16 protein-coding genes and 1 riboswitch are annotated in these 17,668 nt (G+C 67.1%); of the genes, 9 read left to right on the top strand and 7 right to left on the bottom strand.

Annotation, left to right across the window (positions count from 1 at the left end; translation table 11 throughout):
- Positions 1–10: 10 nt before the first annotated feature.
- Positions 11–1,030 carry a tryptophan--tRNA ligase gene (gene trpS / locus T428_RS0124150; protein WP_025738474.1) on the bottom strand — a complete coding sequence of 340 codons (1,020 nt, stop codon included), beginning with the start codon at positions 1,028–1,030 and terminating at the stop codon, positions 11–13.
- A 129-nt stretch (positions 1,031–1,159) separates the two neighbouring features.
- On the opposite strand from trpS, the gene T428_RS0124145 reads away from it, so the two are divergent.
- Positions 1,160–1,969, top strand: coding sequence for an alpha/beta fold hydrolase (locus T428_RS0124145; RefSeq protein ID WP_025738473.1), 810 nt, complete (start codon positions 1,160–1,162; stop codon positions 1,967–1,969).
- On the opposite strand, the gene T428_RS0124140 is transcribed toward T428_RS0124145, so the two are convergent.
- Both T428_RS0124140 and T428_RS0124135 read right to left on the bottom strand, forming a co-directional pair.
- Positions 1,966–3,192, bottom strand: a complete 1,227-nt coding sequence (locus T428_RS0124140; protein ID WP_025738472.1) for an NADP-dependent isocitrate dehydrogenase — start codon at positions 3,190–3,192, stop codon at positions 1,966–1,968. The two genes, T428_RS0124145 and T428_RS0124140, sit on opposite strands and share 4 nt — an antisense overlap.
- A 1-nt stretch (position 3,193) precedes the next feature.
- On the bottom strand, positions 3,194–5,431 hold the full coding sequence (locus T428_RS0124135) for an NADP-dependent isocitrate dehydrogenase (protein ID WP_025738471.1): 2,238 nt from the start codon (positions 5,429–5,431) through the stop codon (positions 3,194–3,196).
- A 125-nt stretch (positions 5,432–5,556) separates the two neighbouring features.
- A riboswitch (SAM riboswitch) is annotated at positions 5,557–5,678 on the top strand.
- Between the two features lie 174 nt (positions 5,679–5,852).
- Between T428_RS0124135 and T428_RS0124130 the strand changes: the two genes are divergently transcribed.
- The 5 genes from T428_RS0124130 (at position 5,853) to T428_RS33040 (ending at position 10,629) form a co-directional block, all read left to right on the top strand.
- Positions 5,853–7,196 carry a bifunctional o-acetylhomoserine/o-acetylserine sulfhydrylase gene (locus T428_RS0124130; RefSeq protein WP_025738470.1) on the top strand — a complete coding sequence of 448 codons (1,344 nt, stop codon included), beginning with the start codon at positions 5,853–5,855 and terminating at the stop codon, positions 7,194–7,196.
- A gap of 20 nt (positions 7,197–7,216) precedes the next feature.
- Positions 7,217–8,356 carry a homoserine O-acetyltransferase MetX gene (gene metX, locus T428_RS0124125; RefSeq protein WP_025738469.1) on the top strand — a complete coding sequence of 380 codons (1,140 nt, stop codon included), beginning with the start codon at positions 7,217–7,219 and terminating at the stop codon, positions 8,354–8,356.
- Entirely contained in the window at positions 8,353–9,087 is a 735-nt protein-coding gene (locus T428_RS0124120) for a class I SAM-dependent methyltransferase (RefSeq protein ID WP_025738468.1), read from the top strand. The genes metX and T428_RS0124120 overlap by 4 nt, the downstream gene beginning before the upstream one ends.
- 316 nt (positions 9,088–9,403) lie before the next feature.
- Complete coding sequence (locus T428_RS33045) at positions 9,404–10,036, top strand: MFS transporter (RefSeq protein ID WP_169733704.1); 633 nt, start codon at positions 9,404–9,406, stop codon at positions 10,034–10,036.
- The gene (locus T428_RS33040; protein WP_169733703.1) at positions 10,033–10,629 is read left to right on the top strand and encodes an MFS transporter; all 597 of its coding nucleotides are present in this window, start codon (positions 10,033–10,035) and stop codon (positions 10,627–10,629) included. Before T428_RS33045 ends, T428_RS33040 begins: the two co-directional genes overlap by 4 nt.
- On the opposite strand, the gene T428_RS30685 is transcribed toward T428_RS33040, so the two are convergent.
- The gene (locus T428_RS30685; RefSeq protein ID WP_036468825.1) at positions 10,601–11,014 is read right to left on the bottom strand and encodes a pyridoxamine 5'-phosphate oxidase family protein; all 414 of its coding nucleotides are present in this window, start codon (positions 11,012–11,014) and stop codon (positions 10,601–10,603) included. The two genes, T428_RS33040 and T428_RS30685, sit on opposite strands and share 29 nt — an antisense overlap.
- A 199-nt stretch (positions 11,015–11,213) precedes the next feature.
- A complete protein-coding gene (locus T428_RS0124105) occupies positions 11,214–12,656 on the bottom strand; it encodes an FAD-dependent oxidoreductase (protein WP_025738467.1) in 1,443 nt (480 codons plus the stop codon).
- Positions 12,657–12,924: 268 nt separating this feature from the next.
- Between T428_RS0124105 and T428_RS0124100 the strand changes: the two genes are divergently transcribed.
- Positions 12,925–13,428, top strand: coding sequence for a DUF732 domain-containing protein (locus T428_RS0124100; RefSeq protein ID WP_025738466.1), 504 nt, complete (start codon positions 12,925–12,927; stop codon positions 13,426–13,428).
- Here T428_RS0124100 and T428_RS0124095 read toward each other — a convergent pair.
- A complete protein-coding gene (locus T428_RS0124095) occupies positions 13,425–13,709 on the bottom strand; it encodes a DUF3017 domain-containing protein (RefSeq protein WP_025738465.1) in 285 nt (94 codons plus the stop codon). The two genes, T428_RS0124100 and T428_RS0124095, sit on opposite strands and share 4 nt — an antisense overlap.
- Complete coding sequence (locus T428_RS0124090) at positions 13,706–14,551, bottom strand: bifunctional methylenetetrahydrofolate dehydrogenase/methenyltetrahydrofolate cyclohydrolase (RefSeq protein ID WP_025738464.1); 846 nt, start codon at positions 14,549–14,551, stop codon at positions 13,706–13,708. Before T428_RS0124090 ends, T428_RS0124095 begins: the two co-directional genes overlap by 4 nt.
- A 119-nt stretch (positions 14,552–14,670) precedes the next feature.
- Between T428_RS0124090 and T428_RS0124085 the strand changes: the two genes are divergently transcribed.
- Both T428_RS0124085 and T428_RS0124080 read left to right on the top strand, forming a co-directional pair.
- Positions 14,671–15,885 (top strand): NADH:flavin oxidoreductase, encoded by a 1,215-nt coding sequence (locus T428_RS0124085; RefSeq protein ID WP_025738463.1) that lies wholly within the window; start codon positions 14,671–14,673, stop codon positions 15,883–15,885.
- Between the two features lie 76 nt (positions 15,886–15,961).
- Positions 15,962–17,668 (top strand): ATP-binding cassette domain-containing protein (locus T428_RS0124080; RefSeq protein WP_036468829.1); only part of this gene is annotated, 1,707 nt, incomplete at its 3' end.

The raw sequence follows: 17,668 nt of genomic DNA, 5'->3' as shown, positions 1-17,668 counted from the left end.
GGTGAGCGCACTACCTCCGTCGCGAAAGAAACCCCAGCCGATCGTAGACCCGCTGGACCGTTTTCCCGGCCACCTCGTCGGCGCGCTGTGCACCGGCCGCCAGCACGGCCTCCAATTCGGCCGGATCCGCGGTCAATTCGTCGACCCGGGCCTTGATCGGGGTGACGAATTCGACGACTGCCTCGGCGGTCTCCTTCTTCAAATCGCCGTAGCCGCGCCCGGCGTAGCCGTCGACGAGCTTGTCGACGGCTACACCGGTGACCGCCGACTGGATGGTGAGCAGGTTCGATACGCCCGGCTTGGCTTCGGTGTCGAACCGGATCTCGCGCTCGCTGTCGGTCACGGCCGAACGAATCTTCTTGGCGGACAACGCCGGATCGTCGAGCAGGTTGATCAGCCCGGCGTCGGTGGCGGCCGATTTGCTCATCTTCGACGTCGGGTCGCCCAAGTCGTAGATCTTGGCGGTGGCCTTGGGGATCAGCATGTCGGGAACCACGAACGTGTCCGGGAACCGGCTGTTGAACCGCTCGGCGATGTCACGGGCCAGCTCGAGGTGCTGGCGCTGGTCCTCGCCCACCGGGACCAGATCGGTGTCGTAGGCCAGCACGTCGGCGGCCTGCAACACCGGATAGGTGAACAGCCCGACGGTGGTGGAGTCGGTGCCGTGGCGCTGCGACTTGTCCTTGAACTGCGTCATCCGCGAGGCCTGTCCGAAGCCGGTGAAGCAGCCCAGCACCCACGCCAGCTGCGTGTGGGCGGGCACCTGGCTCTGCACGAAGACGGTGCTGCGGGCGGGGTCGATGCCCAGCGCCAAGTACTGGGCGGCGGTGACCAGGGTGCGGCGACGCAACGCCTCGGGGTCCTGCGCGACCGTGATGGCGTGCAGGTCGACCACGCAGAAGAACGCGGCGTAGGTGTCTTGCAGCGCGACCCACTGGGTGATCGCGCCCAGCGCGTTGCCGAGGTGAAGCGAATCAGAGGTGGGCTGCACGCCGGAGAAAATCCGGCCGGATTTCGAAGCGGTGCTCATGATGTTTCCGATCTTTTCACGCCGGTGTCCGGCCTCGTCCGACACCGCGTTTCGGAACCGCCGGTACCGGGTAAAGTCCAGGGCATGACGACTCGCGCGCCGATCCACCTGGGTTCTGGAGAGCCGGTCCTGCTGCTGCACCCGTTTCTGATGTCCCAGATGGTGTGGGACGAGGTGTCCCGGCGACTGGCCGACACGGGCCGCTACGAGGTGTTTGCGCCGACGATGGCCGGCCACAACGGCGGACCGTACGCGGGCACCTGGTTGCTGAGCTCGGCGGTGCTGGCCGACCACGTCGAACGCCAACTCGACAAGCTCGGCTGGGACACCGCCCACATCGTGGGCAACTCGTTGGGGGGCTGGGTCGCCTTCGAACTCGAGCGGCGCGGCCGGGCCCGCAGCGTCACCGGCCTCGCGGCGGCGGGCGGCTGGACCCGCTGGAGCCCGGTCAAATTCGAGGTCATCGGCAAGTTCGTGGCCGGCATGCCGGTCTTGGCGCTCGCCCGCTTGTTCGGCCAGCGGGCACTGCAACTGCCGTTCAGCCGCCGACTGGCCAGCCTGCCGCTGCGCGGCTCGCCCGACGGGATCAGCGAGCGCCAGCTGTCCGGCATCGTCGACGACGCCGCGCACTGCCCGGCCTACTTCCAGCTGCTGGCCAAGTCGCTGCTGGGGCCCGGCCTGATGGAGTTGGCGCAGACCGCGGTGCCGGCGCATGTGGTGTTGTGCGAGAAGGACCGCGTGGTGCCGCCGAGCCGCTTCAGCCGCCATTTCACCGACTTCCTGCCCGCCGGGACGAAGGTCACCCGGCTCGACGGCGTCGGGCACGTTCCGATGTTCGAGGCGCCCGACCGGGTGACCGAGGTCATCTCCGGTTTCATCGAGGAGTGCGCCCGCCCGGCCCGGGTCCTGAAAAACCTGGAGACCCCGCCGGCGAGTTAGGCCAGTGCCTTCTGCAGGTTTTCGGCGATCGAGGCGAGGAACTCCTCGCTCTGCTGCCACTGCTGATCTGGCCCAATCAGGATGGCCAGATCCTTGGTCATCTTCCCGCTCTCGACGGTGCCGATGACGACGGATTCCAGCGTCTGGGCGAAGTCGATGACCGCGGGTGTGTTGTCCAGCTTGCCGCGGTGCTGTAGTCCCCGCGTCCAGGCGAAGATCGAGGCGATGGGGTTGGTCGACGTCGGCTTGCCGGCCTGATACTGCCGGAAGTGCCGGGTGACCGTGCCGTGGGCGGCTTCGGCCTCGACGGTCCTGCCGTCGGCGGTCATCAGCACCGAGGTCATCAGCCCCAGCGAGCCATAGCCCTGCGCGACGGTGTCGGACTGCACGTCGCCGTCGTAGTTCTTGCAGGCCCAGACATAGCCGCCCTCCCACTTCAGGCAGGCGGCCACCATGTCGTCGATCAACCGGTGCTCGTAGGTCAGGCCCTCGGCCTCGAAGGCCTCCTTGAACTCCTCGTCGTAGATGCGCTGGAACTCGTCCTTGAACATGCCGTCGTAGGCCTTGAGGATGGTGTTCTTGGTGGACAGGTACACCGGCCATTTGGCGTTCAGGCCGTATTTGAACGACGCCCGGGCGAAGTCGCGGATGGAGTCCCGGAAGTTGTACATCCCCATGACGACACCGCCGTCGGCGGGGATGTCCACCATCTCGTGCACGATCGGCTCTCCGCCGTCGGCGGGGGTGAAAGTTATTGCGACGGTGCCGGGTTTGTCGACCTTGAAATTGGTCGACCGGTACTGGTCGCCGAACGCGTGCCGGCCGATGACAATCGGCCTGGTCCAGCGCGGAACCAGCCGCGGCACATTGGAGATCACGATCGGCTCGCGGAAGATGGTGCCGCCCAAGATGTTTCGGATCGTCCCGTTCGGGGATAGCCACATCTTATTGAGGTTGAACTCGGCGACGCGTGCCTCGTCGGGGGTGATCGTCGCGCACTTGACACCCACGCCGTGCTTCTTGATGGCATAGGCCGCGTCGATCGTCACCTGGTCGTCGGTGCGGTCGCGGTTCTCGATACCCAGGTCGTAGTACTCCAAGTTGATGTCGAGGTGCGGAAGGATCAGCATGTCCTTGATCATCTTCCAGATGACGCGGGTCATCTCGTCACCGTCGAGTTCGACCACGGGGCCCTCGACTTTGATCTTGGACGTGCCTGCCATGTCAGCCCTGGGACGCCGCCAGCGCGTCATTGAACGTCTTGCTCGGCCGCATCACCGCGGTCGTCTTCTCGTTGTCCGGCTGATAGTAGCCGCCGATGTCGACCGGTTCGCCTTGTACCTTGGTCATTTCGTCCACGATGGCTTCCTCGTTCTTGCTCAACGAGTCAGCAAGGACGGCAAAGTGTTTGGCCAGCTCTTCGTCGTCGGTTTGCGCGGCGAGTTCTTGGGCCCAGTACAGCGCCAGATAGAACTGGCTGCCGCGGTTGTCGAGTTCACCGGTCTTACGCGACGGACTCTTGTTGTTGTCCAACAACTTGCCGATCGCGGCGTCCAGCGTCTTGCCCAGAAGCTTGGCGCGCGCGTTGTCGGTCTTGATCCCGATGTCTTCGAAACACGCTCCGAGAGCGAGGAACTCGCCGAGGGAGTCCCAGCGCAGGTGGTTCTCTTCGAGCAGCTGGTGGACGTGCTTGGGCGCCGAACCGCCGGCCCCGGTTTCGTACATCCCGCCACCGGCCATCAACGGCACGATGGACAGCATCTTGGCGCTGGTGCCCAGTTCCAGGATCGGGAACAGGTCGGTCAGGTAGTCGCGCAGGATGTTTCCGGTCGCGGCAATGGTGTCTTGTCCGCGCATGGCGCGCTCGATCGTGTGCCGCATGGCGCGTTCCTGCGACATGATCTGGATGTCGAGGCCCTCGGTGTCGTGCTCGGCCAGGTAGGCGTTGACCTTCTTGCGCAACTCGCTCTCGTGCGGACGCTCCTGGTCCAGCCAGAACACCACCGGCATACCCGAGTTGCGCGCCCGGGTGACGGCCAGCTTGACCCAGTCGCGGATCGGTTCGTCGCAAACGATCGGCATACGCCAGATGTCGCCGGCTTCAACGTTTTGCGTCAGCAGCACCTCACCCGTGTCGAGGTCGACGATGTTGGCGACACCGTCCTCGGGGATCTCGAACGTCTTGTCGTGCGAGCCGTATTCCTCGGCCTGCTGGGCCATCAGGCCGACGTTGGGAACGGTGCCCATCGTGGTCGGGTCGAAAGCGCCGTGGGTCTTGCAGAAGTTGATGATCTCTTGGTAGATCCGGGCGAAGGTCGACTCGGGGTTGACGGCCTTGGTGTCCTTCTGCCGTCCGTCGGCGCCGTACATCTTGCCGCCGGCGCGGATCATCGCCGGCATCGACGCATCTACGATCACGTCGCTGGGCGAGTGAAAGTTGCTGATGCCCTTGGCCGAATCCACCATGGCCAGCTCCGGGCGGTGTTCGTGGCAGGCATGCAGGTCGCGGATGATCTCGTCGTGCTGCGAGGCGGGCAGCGACTCGATCTTGTCGTACAGATCGACCAGCCCGTTGTTGACGTTGACGCCGAGTTCGTCGAACAGCTCCTGATGCTTGGCGAAGGCGTCCTTGTAGAACACCTTCACGGCGTGGCCGAAGACGATGGGGTGGGAGACCTTCATCATCGTCGCCTTGACGTGCAGCGAGAACATCACGCCGGTCTTGTAGGCGTCGTCGATCTCGGCTTCGTAGAACTCGCAGAGCGCCTTCTTGCTCATGAACATGCTGTCGATGATGTCGCCGTCGCGCAGCGACACCGTCGGCTTGAGCACAATCTTCTTGCCGTCCTTGGTCTCCAGCTCCATCTTCACGCTGCGCCCGCGATCTAGCGTCATCGACTTCTCGCCGTGGTAGAAGTCGCCGTGCTTCATCGTCGCGACATGGGTGCGCGACGCCTGCGACCACTCCCCCATGCTGTGCGGGTGCTTGCGGGCGTACTCCTTGACCGCCTTGGGGGCGCGACGGTCGGAGTTGCCTTGGCGCAACACCGGGTTGACCGCGCTACCAAGACATTTCGAATAGCGCTCGCGAATCTCCTTGTCCTCGTCGGTCTTTGGGCTCTGCGGGAAGTCGGGAATCTTGTAGCCCTTGCCCTGCAGCTCCTTGATCGCGGCGATCAGCTGGGGCACCGACGCGCTGACGTTGGGCAGCTTGATGATGTTGGTGTCGGCCAGCTTCGTCAGTCGGCCCAGCTCGGCCAGGTTGTACGGCACCCGCTGCTCTTCGGTCAGGTGCTCGGGGAACTCGGCGAGGATCCGGGCGGCCACCGAGATGTCGCTGGTCTTGATCTCGATGCCCGCCGGCTCGGCGAAGGCCCGCACGATGGGCAGGAACGCGTAGGTCGCCAGCAACGGCGCCTCGTCGGTCAGCGTGTAAATGACGGTCGGCTTATCGGCGCTCACGGACGGTCCCTCTCCCGGTCAGATTGGGGGGCTCAGCGTTATCGTTGCCACGTTATCAAGGGCGTTTGTGCAGGCGTCGACCCGCCATTGGCATCCGGTCGGCTCAGTAAGCTAGTCTTTGTATCGGTCATGAGCGCCAGCATCAAGCCCCGGCTTGCTGGCCGGCAACCCTCCAACCGCGGTGGGGTGCCCCGGGTGATGACCAGGTTGAGTAGCCACAGCACCGGCTATCCGGCAAGCGCGGGTCCGCCATGACGGGCCCCTGAGTAGACAGGGAAACGTGATGTGCAGTCGTTCACCGCATCCGCGTCTCATCGTGTGTCGGTGCTGAACCTGCGGCCGCCGGGTGACGTCACCGATGCAGGCTCCCGGACGGCTACCAGCACCTCGATACGTTCCCTTCCAGCAGAAAGCCCCGCTCATGAGCGCCGACGGCGATAGCAACAGCGATCCGACCGCGCATTGGTCCTTCGAGACCAAACAGGTGCACGCCGGCCAGCAGCCCGACCCGGCCACCAACGCCCGCGCCCTGCCGATCTACCAGACCACGTCCTACGTCTTCGACGACACCGCGCACGCCGCCGCCCTGTTCGGACTCGAGGTCCCGGGCAACATCTACACCCGGATCGGCAACCCGACCACCGACGTCGTCGAGCAGCGCATCGCCGCGCTCGAGGGCGGCGTCGCCGCGCTGTTTCTGTCGTCTGGACAGGCCGCTGAGACATTCGCCATATTGAACCTCGCATGTGCCGGCGATCACATCGTGTCCAGCCCTCGGCTCTACGGCGGCACGTACAACCTGTTCCATTACTCGCTGGCCAAGCTCGGCATCGAGGTCAGCTTCGTCGAGGATCCCGACGATCTGGACTCGTGGCAGGCGGCCGTGCGACCGAATACCAAGGCGTTCTTCGGCGAGACGATCTCCAACCCGCAGATCGACATCCTGGACGTCCCGGGAGTCGCCGGGGTGGCCCACGCCAACGGCGTGCCGCTGATCGTCGACAACACCATCGCCACGCCGTACCTGATCCAGCCGTTCACCCACGGCGCCGACATCGTCGTGCACTCGGCGACCAAGTACCTGGGCGGGCACGGCTCCGCGATCGCGGGGGTCATCGTCGACGGCGGCACCTTCGACTGGACCCAGGGCCGCTTCCCCGGGTTCACCACGCCCGAGCCGAGCTACCACGGTGTGGTGTTCGCCGAGCTGGGGCCACCGGCGTACGCCCTCAAGGCGCGCGTGCAGTTGCTGCGTGACCTCGGGTCCGCGGCCTCGCCGTTCAACGCGTTCCTGGTGGCCCAGGGCCTCGAGACGCTGAGCCTGCGCATCGAGCGGCACGTCGCCAACGCCCAGCGGGTCGCGGAATTCCTCGAGGGGCACGACGGCGTGGTGTCGGTCAACTACGCGGGGCTGCCCAGCTCGCCATGGCATGAGCGGGCAAAGAAGCTGGCGCCTAAGGGAACCGGCGCCGTGCTGGCGTTCGAGCTGGCCGGCGGCATCGAGGCCGGCAAGGCGTTCGTGAACGCGCTGCAACTGCACAGCCACGTCGCCAACATCGGCGACGTGAGGTCGCTGGTGATCCACCCGGCGTCGACCACCCACGCCCAGCTGAGCCCGGCCGAGCAGCTGAGCACCGGCGTCACACCGGGACTGGTGCGGCTGGCCGTCGGCATCGAGAACATCGACGACATCCTGGCCGACCTCGCGCTCGGATTTGCCGCGGTCCCGAAGAGTTCGGACCCGCAGTCCGTGGCGGCGTTCTGAGGACTCGAAAGAACAGCGTCATGACGATCTCCGACGTTCCCACCCAAACGCTGCCGGCCGAAGGTGAAGTCGGCCTGGTCGACATCGGCTCGCTGACCACCGAGGGCGGCGCGGTCATCGACGACGTCTGCATCGCCGTGCAGCGCTGGGGCAAGCTGTCGCCGACCCGCGACAACGTCGTGGTGGTGCTGCACGCGCTCACCGGCGATTCCCACATCACCGGCCCGGCCGGGCCGGGACACCCCACGCCCGGCTGGTGGGACGGCATCGCGGGGCCGGGTGCGCCGATCGACACCGACCGCTGGTGTGCGGTGGCCACCAATGTGCTGGGCGGCTGCCGCGGTTCGACCGGGCCAAGTTCGCTTGCCCGAGACGGGAAGCCGTGGGGTTCGCGGTTCCCGCTGATCACCGTGCGAGATCAGGTGGAGGCGGACATCGCCGCGCTCGACGCGCTGGGAATAAACCAGGTCGCCGCCGTGGTTGGCGGGTCCATGGGCGGCGCACGCGCGCTGGAATGGATGGTCAGCCACCCCGAGCGGGTCCGGGCCGGATTGCTGCTGGCGGTCGGGGCGCGTGCCACCGCCGACCAGATCGGCACCCAGACCACGCAGATCGCCGCCATCAAGGCCGACCCGAATTGGCAGGGCGGCGATTACCACGACACCGGTCGCGCGCCGGATGCCGGGCTGGCGATCGCGCGGCGCTTCGCCCATCTGACCTACCGCGGCGAGGTCGAACTCGACGACAGGTTCGCCAACGATCGCCAGAGCGACGAGGACCCGTCGAACGGCGGGCGCTACGCGGTGCAGAGCTATCTGGAACACCAGGGCGACAAGATCCTGGCCCGCTTCGACGCCGGCAGTTACGTGATCCTGACCGAGACGCTGAACAGTCACGACGTCGGCCGCGGCCGCGGCGGAGTCAAGAAGGCGTTGCGCCGGTGCCCGGTGCCGGCGGTGGTCGGCGGCATCACCTCCGACCGGCTCTATCCGCTGCGCCTACAGCAGGAGATAGCCGAGCTGCTGCCGGGCTGCGCCGGCCTGCGAGTTGTCGACTCCATCTGCGGACATGACGGCTTTTTGGTGGAAACCGAGGCGGTGGGCGAATTGATCCGCGAGACACTGGATTTGGCCGCGAACGAAGGTGCGTGTCGGCGGTGACCCGGTCGAGGAACGACCGCTCGCTGTCGTTCGGTGCGGCGGCCGCGGCCTACGAGCGTGGCCGCCCGTCGTATCCGCCCGAGGCCATCGACTGGCTGTTGCCGCGGGGTGCGCGTCAGGTGCTCGATCTGGGCGCGGGTACCGGCAAGCTGACCACTCGTCTGGTGGAACGCGGCCTCGACGTCGTGGCGGTGGACCCGATTCCGGACATGCTGGAAGTGCTCAGCGTTTCGCTGCCGGAGACTCGTGCGGTGCTGGGCACCGCAGAAGAGATTCCGTTGCAGGACAACAGCGTTGACGCCGTGCTGGTCGCTCAGGCGTGGCACTGGGTGGATCCGGAGCGAGCGATCCCCGAGGTGGCCCGGGTGTTGCGGCCCGGTGGGCGCCTGGGTCTGGTGTGGAACACCCGCGACGAGCGGCTCGGCTGGGTGCGGGAACTCGGCCAGATCATCGGCAGCGACGGCGACGGTCGCCGTTTCGACGTGTCGCTGCCGCCGCCGTTCACCGACCGCCAACGCCATCAAGTGGAATGGACGAATTACCTTACGCCGCAAGCGCTGATCGATCTGGTGGCCTCCCGCAGCTACTGCATCACCTCGCCGACCGAGGTTCGCACCCAGACCCTTGACCGGGTGCGCCAACTGCTGGCCACGCATCCGGCGTTGGCGAATTCGACCGGGCTGGCGATGCCGTATGTCACCGTGTGCATCCGGGCGACGCTGTCGGATTGAAGAATCCGGGACATCCAACAACCTAACTCCATCTTAAAGTTCGGCGCGAGGGCGCGAATCGCCCATTGTCGCAGCTAAAGATGATGTCGCGCAGGGTATCTTGAGCTCGTGCCGACGGCCGCGGAGTACGCCTGGACGGTACAGGAGTATCCAGCCGCGAAGGCTGCACGATTCCAGCGTCCCCGCGACGTCAGCGTCCCCAGCGACCTCAGCGTCCACCGCGTCTTCAGCGACTTCAGCGTCCCCCGCGTCCCCAACGGTGGAAGCCGATTGTGCTGCTCGCCTTGGTGGTCGGGTTACAAAGCGCCGACGCACGGTGGGGGCGCTGGTCGTCCCGCTGACACAGTCATTGCACATCAACAACATTCAGGTCGGACTGCTGGTCACCGTGTCGACCGGGGTCGGTGCCGTCGCCACGCTGCTGGCCGGGCCGCTGGCCGACCGCACGGTGCGGGTCCGCCTGCTGTGGATAGCACTGCTGGTGTGCTCGGCGGCGATGGCGTTGAGCGCCGCCAGCCCCAGCTACGGCTGGCTGCTGGCGTGCCGGGTCGCCCTCGGCGCCGGGATCGCGGTCTCCGGGCCGGTGGTCGCCTCGCTGGTCGGTGACTACTTCAGGCCCGCCGAGCGCGGCCGCGTGTACGGGCTGGTGCTTGCCGGCGAGGGGACGTGCACGGCGATCGGGCTGCTGGTGGCGGGCGAACTCGGGGCGATCAGCTGGCGGCTGGGCTTCGGCTGGCTGGCCGGGGTGGGATTCCTGCTCAGCATCGCGGTGGCGACGCTGCTTCGCGAGCCGCTGCGGGCCAGCCGCCTCGGCGGCCGGACGCAGCATTCACCAGCCCGCTCCGTCTGGCGGGAACTGCGCTGGGTGCTGTCGATCCGAACCAATGTCGTTCTGATCGCGGCGTCCTCGTTCGGCTACTTCTTCTCCACCGGTTCTCCACCGGGTTGAGCACCTTCGGGGTCGCGCTGTTGTGCGGCCGGTTTCAGATCGGCCAGCCGGTGGCGACGATGCTCATCGCCGTCCTGGGCGTCGGCGCGCTGACCGGCGTGCTCACCACCGGACGCGTCGCCGACTGGCTGACCGGCCGGGGTCAGATCAGTGCCCGGATCATGGTGGGCGGGGTGGCATTCCTTGCGGCCGCGGTGTTCATCCTTCCCACGCTGCTCGCCGACAACCTGCTGCTGGCACTGGCATTCGCGTTCTTGGCGGGCACCGCAATGGGCGGGGTGAACCCGCCGCTCAACGCGGCGCGACTGGATATCGTGCACTCGCGGTTGTGGGGCACCGCGGAGGCGGTGCGCAGCACCCTGGTGTCGATATCGACGGGGTTGGCGCCGGTGACGTTCGGCGCGGTGTCGACCACACTGGGCGGCACTCCCAGCGCGCTGGGTGACACCTTCCTGATCATGCTGGGCATGCTGATCGTCGCCGCGGGGCTGCTGTTATGCCTGGCCCGCCGGACCTATCCGCGCGATGTCGCGACGGCGATGGCGTCCGAGGTGCTGACGGCTGCTACCGAACCGGCGCCGGACCGAACTTGAACCGGCGCCCGGAGATCTCCATGGCGATCACCCGGACGAAGTGCGGCTTCACCGTGGCCGGCCACGACAGCAGCTGCGCGTCCTCCGCGTCGAGAATCTCGTCGCGCGCCGTCAGCAGGTGTGCCCGGCCGTGGATGATCACGCTCCACCCCTCGACGTCACTGTGCCCGTCGGCCTCGAAGGCTATCCGGTCGCTCATGACGGCCTGGTAAAGCTTGGTACCCGAGGCAGTTCGAAACAACAGCGTCCGGCGCTGGGTGATGAAGTTGACCGGAAAGATTTCGGCTCGCCCGTCCGCGACGACGACAAATCGCCCCAACGCCACGCTCGACAGCAAGTCCCAGCCGTCTTCGCTCAGCACAGTCACCGGATCATCAGCAGGCATGGCTCAGCCTAACGCGACGCGGATCCGACGCGATACCAGCATGACGGAGGCTGGGGAACCATCCGGTGGATGACACCCGCGTACTCGCGTCGCCCGAAACGCCTGGCGCACATCGCCTGCCGCGCTCGGCTACGCCTCCTCGTCGTTCACCGTCGGTGAGCAAGGGTACACGGATTTAGCGGTGTGCATGGAGGAGCTTTCAGAATTTCAGGCCGGAGTACATCACCTGGTTGGGGTCGTACTTCTGCCGCACGCTGTTCAGCTGCGACAGATTCGAGCCAAAGTAGCGCGACGCCGAGCCGTTGGGCTCCAGGTAGTTGACGTACCCACCGACCGAAAACTGTTGCACCGCTTGGTGCGCTGAGCTCAGCCACTGGGTCGCGGCGGCGACCTGGTTGGCAGCCGGCTCCACGTACCACTGCAGCACCGCGGACTGCCGGCGCCACGGAAACGCCGAATCACCGGGGGCCACGTCGGCGACGGCTCCGCCCAGCGGATCCACCAACAGCGAAGCGCATCCGCCGGAGGCGGGCCATTGCCCGATCGCGGTCGCAATGGCATGGGCCGCAGCGGAATTCACGGTGGTGATCACATCGGATCCGGCCACGAACCCGCGCGGCGACGATGTCGAGCTGCCGCCGGCCAGATACGTCACCAGGTCCATCCGGTTCATCGTCTTGGTGGTCACCGTGCTGGGCTGCAAGCCGACCGCGGCCTTGATCGCGTCGGTCAGACCGGCGGCCCCGCCGGCGGGGCAGGTCGCGAGGATATGGCAGTCGGGCTGAGCCGAGCCGACCGCGAGATCGACCATGGCCCAAGCATTTCGGTCCGCGCCGTTGAGCCAATTCTGCCAACCGACGAGCACCTGGACGGCCGCCGACGGGGCGAACTCGAGCCGGATGACGTCGGTGTCACCGGTCGGGAACGTCGTCAACGTCATCGACGTCGTCACCCCGATGTTGCCCCCACCCCCGCCGCGAAGTGCCCAGAACAGGTCCGGATGATCGTTGGCGGACGCGGTGACCACGTCGCCGCTGGGCAGCACCACCGTAGCCGACTGCAACGCGTCACACGCCAGGCCGGCATGCCGGGAATCGTTGCCGATTCCCCCGCCAAGCGTCAGGCCCGCAACGCCGACGGTGGGGCAACTGCCCGTGGGGACGCCGCGACCGGCACCCGCGCAGGCCTGATGCACCGCCCACAGCGTCGTCGCCGGGGTGACGGTGACGTTGCCGCCGTCGAGGTTCGCCCCACCCGGAAGCCCGCGCAGATCGAGCACCATGGTGCCGTCGGCGGTCGACGCGCCGATGTAGGAATGCCCGCCGCCGCGCGGAGCGACCTTCAGCTTGTTTGCCGCCGCGAAGGCAATCGCCTTCTGCACGTCGGCCTGGGAGGAAACCATCACGACCGCCGCAGGGGTGAAGTTGTCGTAGAACGAGTTGAATACCTGCTTGCTCGAAGCGAATTGGGTTCCATTGGCCGGCAGCAGCACACTGCCACCGATGGTGGAAGCCAAGCCGTTCCAGCCGGCCACCGCGGCGCCGGGGTCCGCGGCAGCCCGCGTGGTCCCGAGCACCGCGCCCGTCGCCAACATTGAAACGGCACCGCGAAGAAACGTCTGACGCGAGATGCCACGGTCCATGATGCCGCATTCTCAACCATTTCTCGTTCCAGAGCACGGTGCTGCGGCACGTGTCGGATCACAGACTGGCCTCGATTGATCGGGACTCGATCCGCGTTCGCGTAACGCTTTCCGCGCGATAACCGATGTCTCGGAAGCATCGCGCCCACGAAACGCATAGTGTGCAAACCTTGACCTTCCCGTGTCGCAAACGTGACTGCCATAGATCAGTCTTCCTAGAGTGATTCGAGTGCCTTCAGGGCACTGGGCGACAGATGGGGAAGCTGTCATGAAAGCAGTTGTTGCTGCACAGAGTTGGGCCTGGACGTTTCGCCATCAGCCGCTGACCGTTCGGTTGCTGGCGGCGGTGGCGGGCCTGCTCACCATCGCCGCCGCGTTCGGATCGCCGCCGGCCGAAGCCGACCCGAACACCGACGACAGCTTCATCGACGCGCTGAACCACGCCGGCGTCGACTTCGGCCAGCCCGGAAACGCCATGGCAGTCGGCGAATCCATCTGCCCGATGCTTGCCCAGCCCGGCGGCAGCTTCGCCGGAGCCGTCACCAGCGTGCGACGCCAGGGCATGTCACCGGCGATGGCGCAGATGTTCACCACGATCGCGATTCAGTCGTACTGCCCGCAAATGATGGCGAACTTGGCCAACGGCAACATGCCCAACCTGCCCGGCGGCATGCAAAACCTGCCCGGCGCGATGCCGAACATGCCCGGTATGCCGAACATGCCGGGCGGCGCGATGCCCGACCTGCCCCAGATCACGGGCCCGGGGATTTAACCCGTACCAAGCGGATCGATGGTCCAGGCGATGTAGACCATCGCGGCCCCGACCGTCGCGGTCGTGACGAAGTCAATGCCCTTGCTGCGCACCACCAACAGGCCCGCGCGCTCGTCGGACAGCACCAGCCGCAGGATCGCGGCGACACCGACGGCGATGCCGATCAGCAGCGAGCCGCGACGCCAGAAGTTGGCGCCCACCAACGCGAATGCCGTCACGAAGATCAGCCCGACCAGCAGGATGGGCCACTGCGCTCTGGCCGCGGTCTTCGCCGAACTCATTGCCGCTCGGCCAACTCGACCACGTTCGTCAGCAGAAACGCCCGGGTCAGCGGGCCGATGCCGCCGGGGTTCGGCGACACATTCCCGGCGACCTCCCACACGTCGGGATGCACGTCGCCGGTGAGCTTGCCGTCCACTCGGCTGACCCCGACGTCGAGCACCGCCGCACCCGGGCGCACCATGTCGGCGGTCACCAGGTACGGCACACCGACCGCGGCGACGATGATGTCGGCCTGCCTGGTCAGCGCTGGCAAGTCACGAGTTCCGGTGTGGCACAACGTAACCGTCGCGTTCTCCGAGCGGCGCGTCAGCAGCAGGCCCAGTGGCCGGCCGACCGTCACGCCGCGGCCGATGACGACCACGTGCGCGCCGGCGATCTCGACGTCGTAGCGACGCAGCAGGTGCACGATGCCACGCGGGGTGCACGGCAGCGGTGCCGGGTTGTTCAGCACCAGCCGGCCCAGGTTTGTCGGGTGCAGCCCGTCGGCGTCCTTGGCGGGATCGATGCGCTCCAGCGCGGCGTTCTCGTCGAGATGCTTGGGCAGCGGCAACTGCACGATGTAGCCGGTGCACTCGGGGTTGGCGTTCAGCTCGTCGATCGTCTCGTTCAGCTTGGCCGTGGAGATGTCGGCGGGCAGGTCGCGACGGATCGAGGTGATGCCCACCTTCGCGCAGTCGGCATGCTTGCCGCGCACGTAGGCCTGAGACCCCGGATCGTCGCCGACCAGGATCGTGGCCAGCCCGGGCGTACGCCCCGCCGCGGTCAGTGCCGCAACACGCTCTTTGAGGTCGACGAAGATCTCGTCGCGGGTGGCCTTGCCGTCCAGTGTGATTGCGCCCACGACTGACAGTCTGGCACGACCACCGGCGGTGCCCGATGACGGTGACCCTCCCCCGCAAGCGGGAGGTGCCCCCATACGCCCTGCTTCGCAGGCCATGCGATCGCCGATACGCTCCTCGCATGGCATCTGCCCAGCCCCAGATTCCGGACGTATTCAGCCCAGCGCAGCTGGGACCGATCACGCTACGCAACCGGACCATCAAGTCCGCGACGTTCGAAGCCCGCACGCTCGGCGCTCTGGTGAGCGACGACCTGATCGAGTACCACCGGGCGCCGGCCGCCGGCGGGGTCGGCATGACGACCGTCGCCTATTGCGCCGTCTCCCAGGGTGGACGCACCGAGGGCAACGGGCTGTGGATGCGGCCCGAGGCGGTGCCCGGGCTGCGCAAGCTCACCGACGCCATCCACGCCGAAGGCGCGGCGATCAGCGCCCAGATCGGCCATGCGGGTCCGGTCGCCAATGCGAAATCCAACAAGGCCAAGGCGCTGGCGCCGGTGCGGTTCTTCAACCCGATCGGAATGCGGTTCGCCCGCAAGGCGACCCGCGACGACATCAAGGACGTAATCGACGCGCACGCCGACGCGGCCCGGTTCGCCATGGAAGCCGGCTTCGACGCCGTCGAAATTCATCTGGGCCACAACTATTTTGCGAGTTCGTGCCTGTCACCACTGATCAACCGGCGCAATGACGAATTCGGCGGTTCGCTGGAGAACCGGGCCAAGGTCGCCCGCGGAATGGTGATGGCGGTCCGCCGCGCGGTCGAAAAAGAAGCAACGCCGATCGCGGTCACCGCCAAGCTCAACATGGCCGACGGGGTGCGCGGCGCCATCACCACCGAAGAGTCGCTGATCACCGCCAAATGGCTGGAGGAAGACGGCGGCCTGGACGCCATCGAGCTCACCGCCGGCAGCTCCCTGGTCAACCCGATGTATCTGTTCCGCGGCGACGCCCCGCTCAAGGAGTTCGCCGGTGTGTTCAAGCCGCCGCTGCGCTGGGGCATGCGCATGACGGGCACCAAGTTCCTGCGCGAATACCCCTACCGCGAGGCGTATCTGCTGCGCGACGCCAAGCTGTTCCGGGCCGAACTCAAGATGCCGCTGATCCTGCTCGGCGGCATCACCAACCGGGAGACGATGGACCTCGCGATGGCCGAGGGCTTCGAGTTCGTCGTGATGGCCCGGGCGCTGCTGGCCGAGCCGGACCTGATCAACCGGCTCGCCGCCGACGGCGCGGCGCACAGCGTCCATTCGGCGTGTACACACTGCAATCGATGCATGCCGACGATCTACACCCGCACCCGCTGCGTCGTCACCGGAGCGCCCGACAACCGGTGATCGCGCGGGCACAACCGGCTCGACGTGCCGCGTTGGTGCAAATGGCCAAATAGGTCCACGAGTTAGAGTTGTGGCGATGAATTCACCAGCCCCGCCGGCGCTGACGGTCCGGTATGACGGGTCGGAACGCACCTTCGCGGCAGGTCACGACGTGGTGGTCGGGCGCGATCTCCGGGCCGACATGCGCATCACCCACCCCCTGATCTCGCGGGCCCATCTATTGCTGCGCTTCGACCAGGGCCGCTGGCTGGCGATCGACAACGGTTCGCTCAACGGCACTTTCGCCAACGGCAGGCGGGTGCCGGTCGTCGATATCCACGACGGGCAGAGCATCAACATCGGAAATCCGGACGGCCCGCTGCTGACGTTCGAGGTCGGCCGTCACCAAGGCATGGCCGGGCGGCCGCCGCGGACCGAGTCGATGGGCATTCCGGTGGCGGCGCAGACCGGGGCGCGGTGGCCTTCGTCACAGGCATCGGGGCAGCCGGGTCCACCACTCGCGGCTCCGCCCGGACCGCCGCCCGGACGCCAGACCACCTGGGCCGCGCCACCCCCGCCGCGGCCGCATCCCGGCCCGCCGGGCCCGCGGCCGGCACCGCCGGGGCAACCCGTGTATCCGACCTCGACCCGGCCGCCCGCATATCCCAACCATGCCCCGCCCAACTATCAGCCGCAGATGTCCGCGCCGGTCGGGTCCATGCAGACGCCCAAGACCCAGATGTCGCCCGTCGCCGAGGCCAAGGCGTCGGAGGTCGGGAACCTGGCCACCAAGATGTTCCAGGCGTTGTTGCCGTCGCGGTCCGGCGCGCTGCAAAAGCCGGCCAACGCGCTCACGATCGGGCGCGCCACCGACAACGACATCGTCATCCAGGACGTCCTGGCCTCGCGCCATCACGCGTTTCTGATCCAGACGCCGCTGGGCACCGAGATCCGCGACGCGCACAGCGTCAACGGCACCTTCGTCAACGGTGTCCGGGTCGGTTCGGCGGTGCTCACCGAGGGCGACGTCGTCACGATCGGAAACGTCGACCTCGTGTTCAGCCGCGACACCCTCGTCCGGCGCACCGACGCGGCCACCCGCACCGGCGGTCTCGAGGTGAACTCGGTCTGCTACGAAGTCGACCACAAGCAGTTGCTGGACCACATCTCGCTGACCGCGCGGCCCGGCACGTTGACCGCGATCATCGGCGGGTCCGGTGCCGGCAAGACCACGCTGTCGCGGCTGATCGCCGGGTACACCAGCCCCAGCTCCGGCACGGTCACCTTCGAGGGCCACAACATCCATACGGAGTACGCCTCGCTGCGCAGCCGGATCGGGATGGTCCCCCAAGACGACGTCGTGCACCGTCAGCTGACCGTCAACCAGGCGCTGGGCTATGCCGCCGAGTTGCGGCTGCCACCGGACACCAGCAAGGCCGACCGCGAACAGGTCGTCGCGCAGGTGCTCGAGGAACTCGAGCTGACCAAGCACGCCGACACCCGCGTCGACAAGCTCTCCGGCGGCCAGCGCAAGCGCGCGTCGGTGGCCCTGGAATTGCTCACCGGCCCGTCGCTGCTGCTCCTCGACGAACCCACCACCGGCCTGGACCCGGCGCTGGACCGCCAGGTGATGATGATGCTGCGCCAGCTGGCCGACGCCGGCCGCGTCGTGTTGGTCGTGACGCACTCGGTGTCCTACCTCGACGTCTGCGATCAGCTGCTGCTGGTCGCGCCCGGCGGCAAGACGGCCTACTGCGGCCCGCCCAGCCAGATCGGCGCGGCGATGGGCACCACCAACTGGGCC

It is taken from the genome of Mycobacterium genavense ATCC 51234 (assembly GCF_000526915.1).
In the GTDB taxonomy this organism is placed as follows: Bacteria; Actinomycetota; Actinomycetes; order Mycobacteriales; family Mycobacteriaceae; genus Mycobacterium; species Mycobacterium genavense.
The sequence above is the reverse complement of the archived record's forward strand: the minus strand, read 5'-3'. Positions and strand labels throughout refer to the sequence as shown.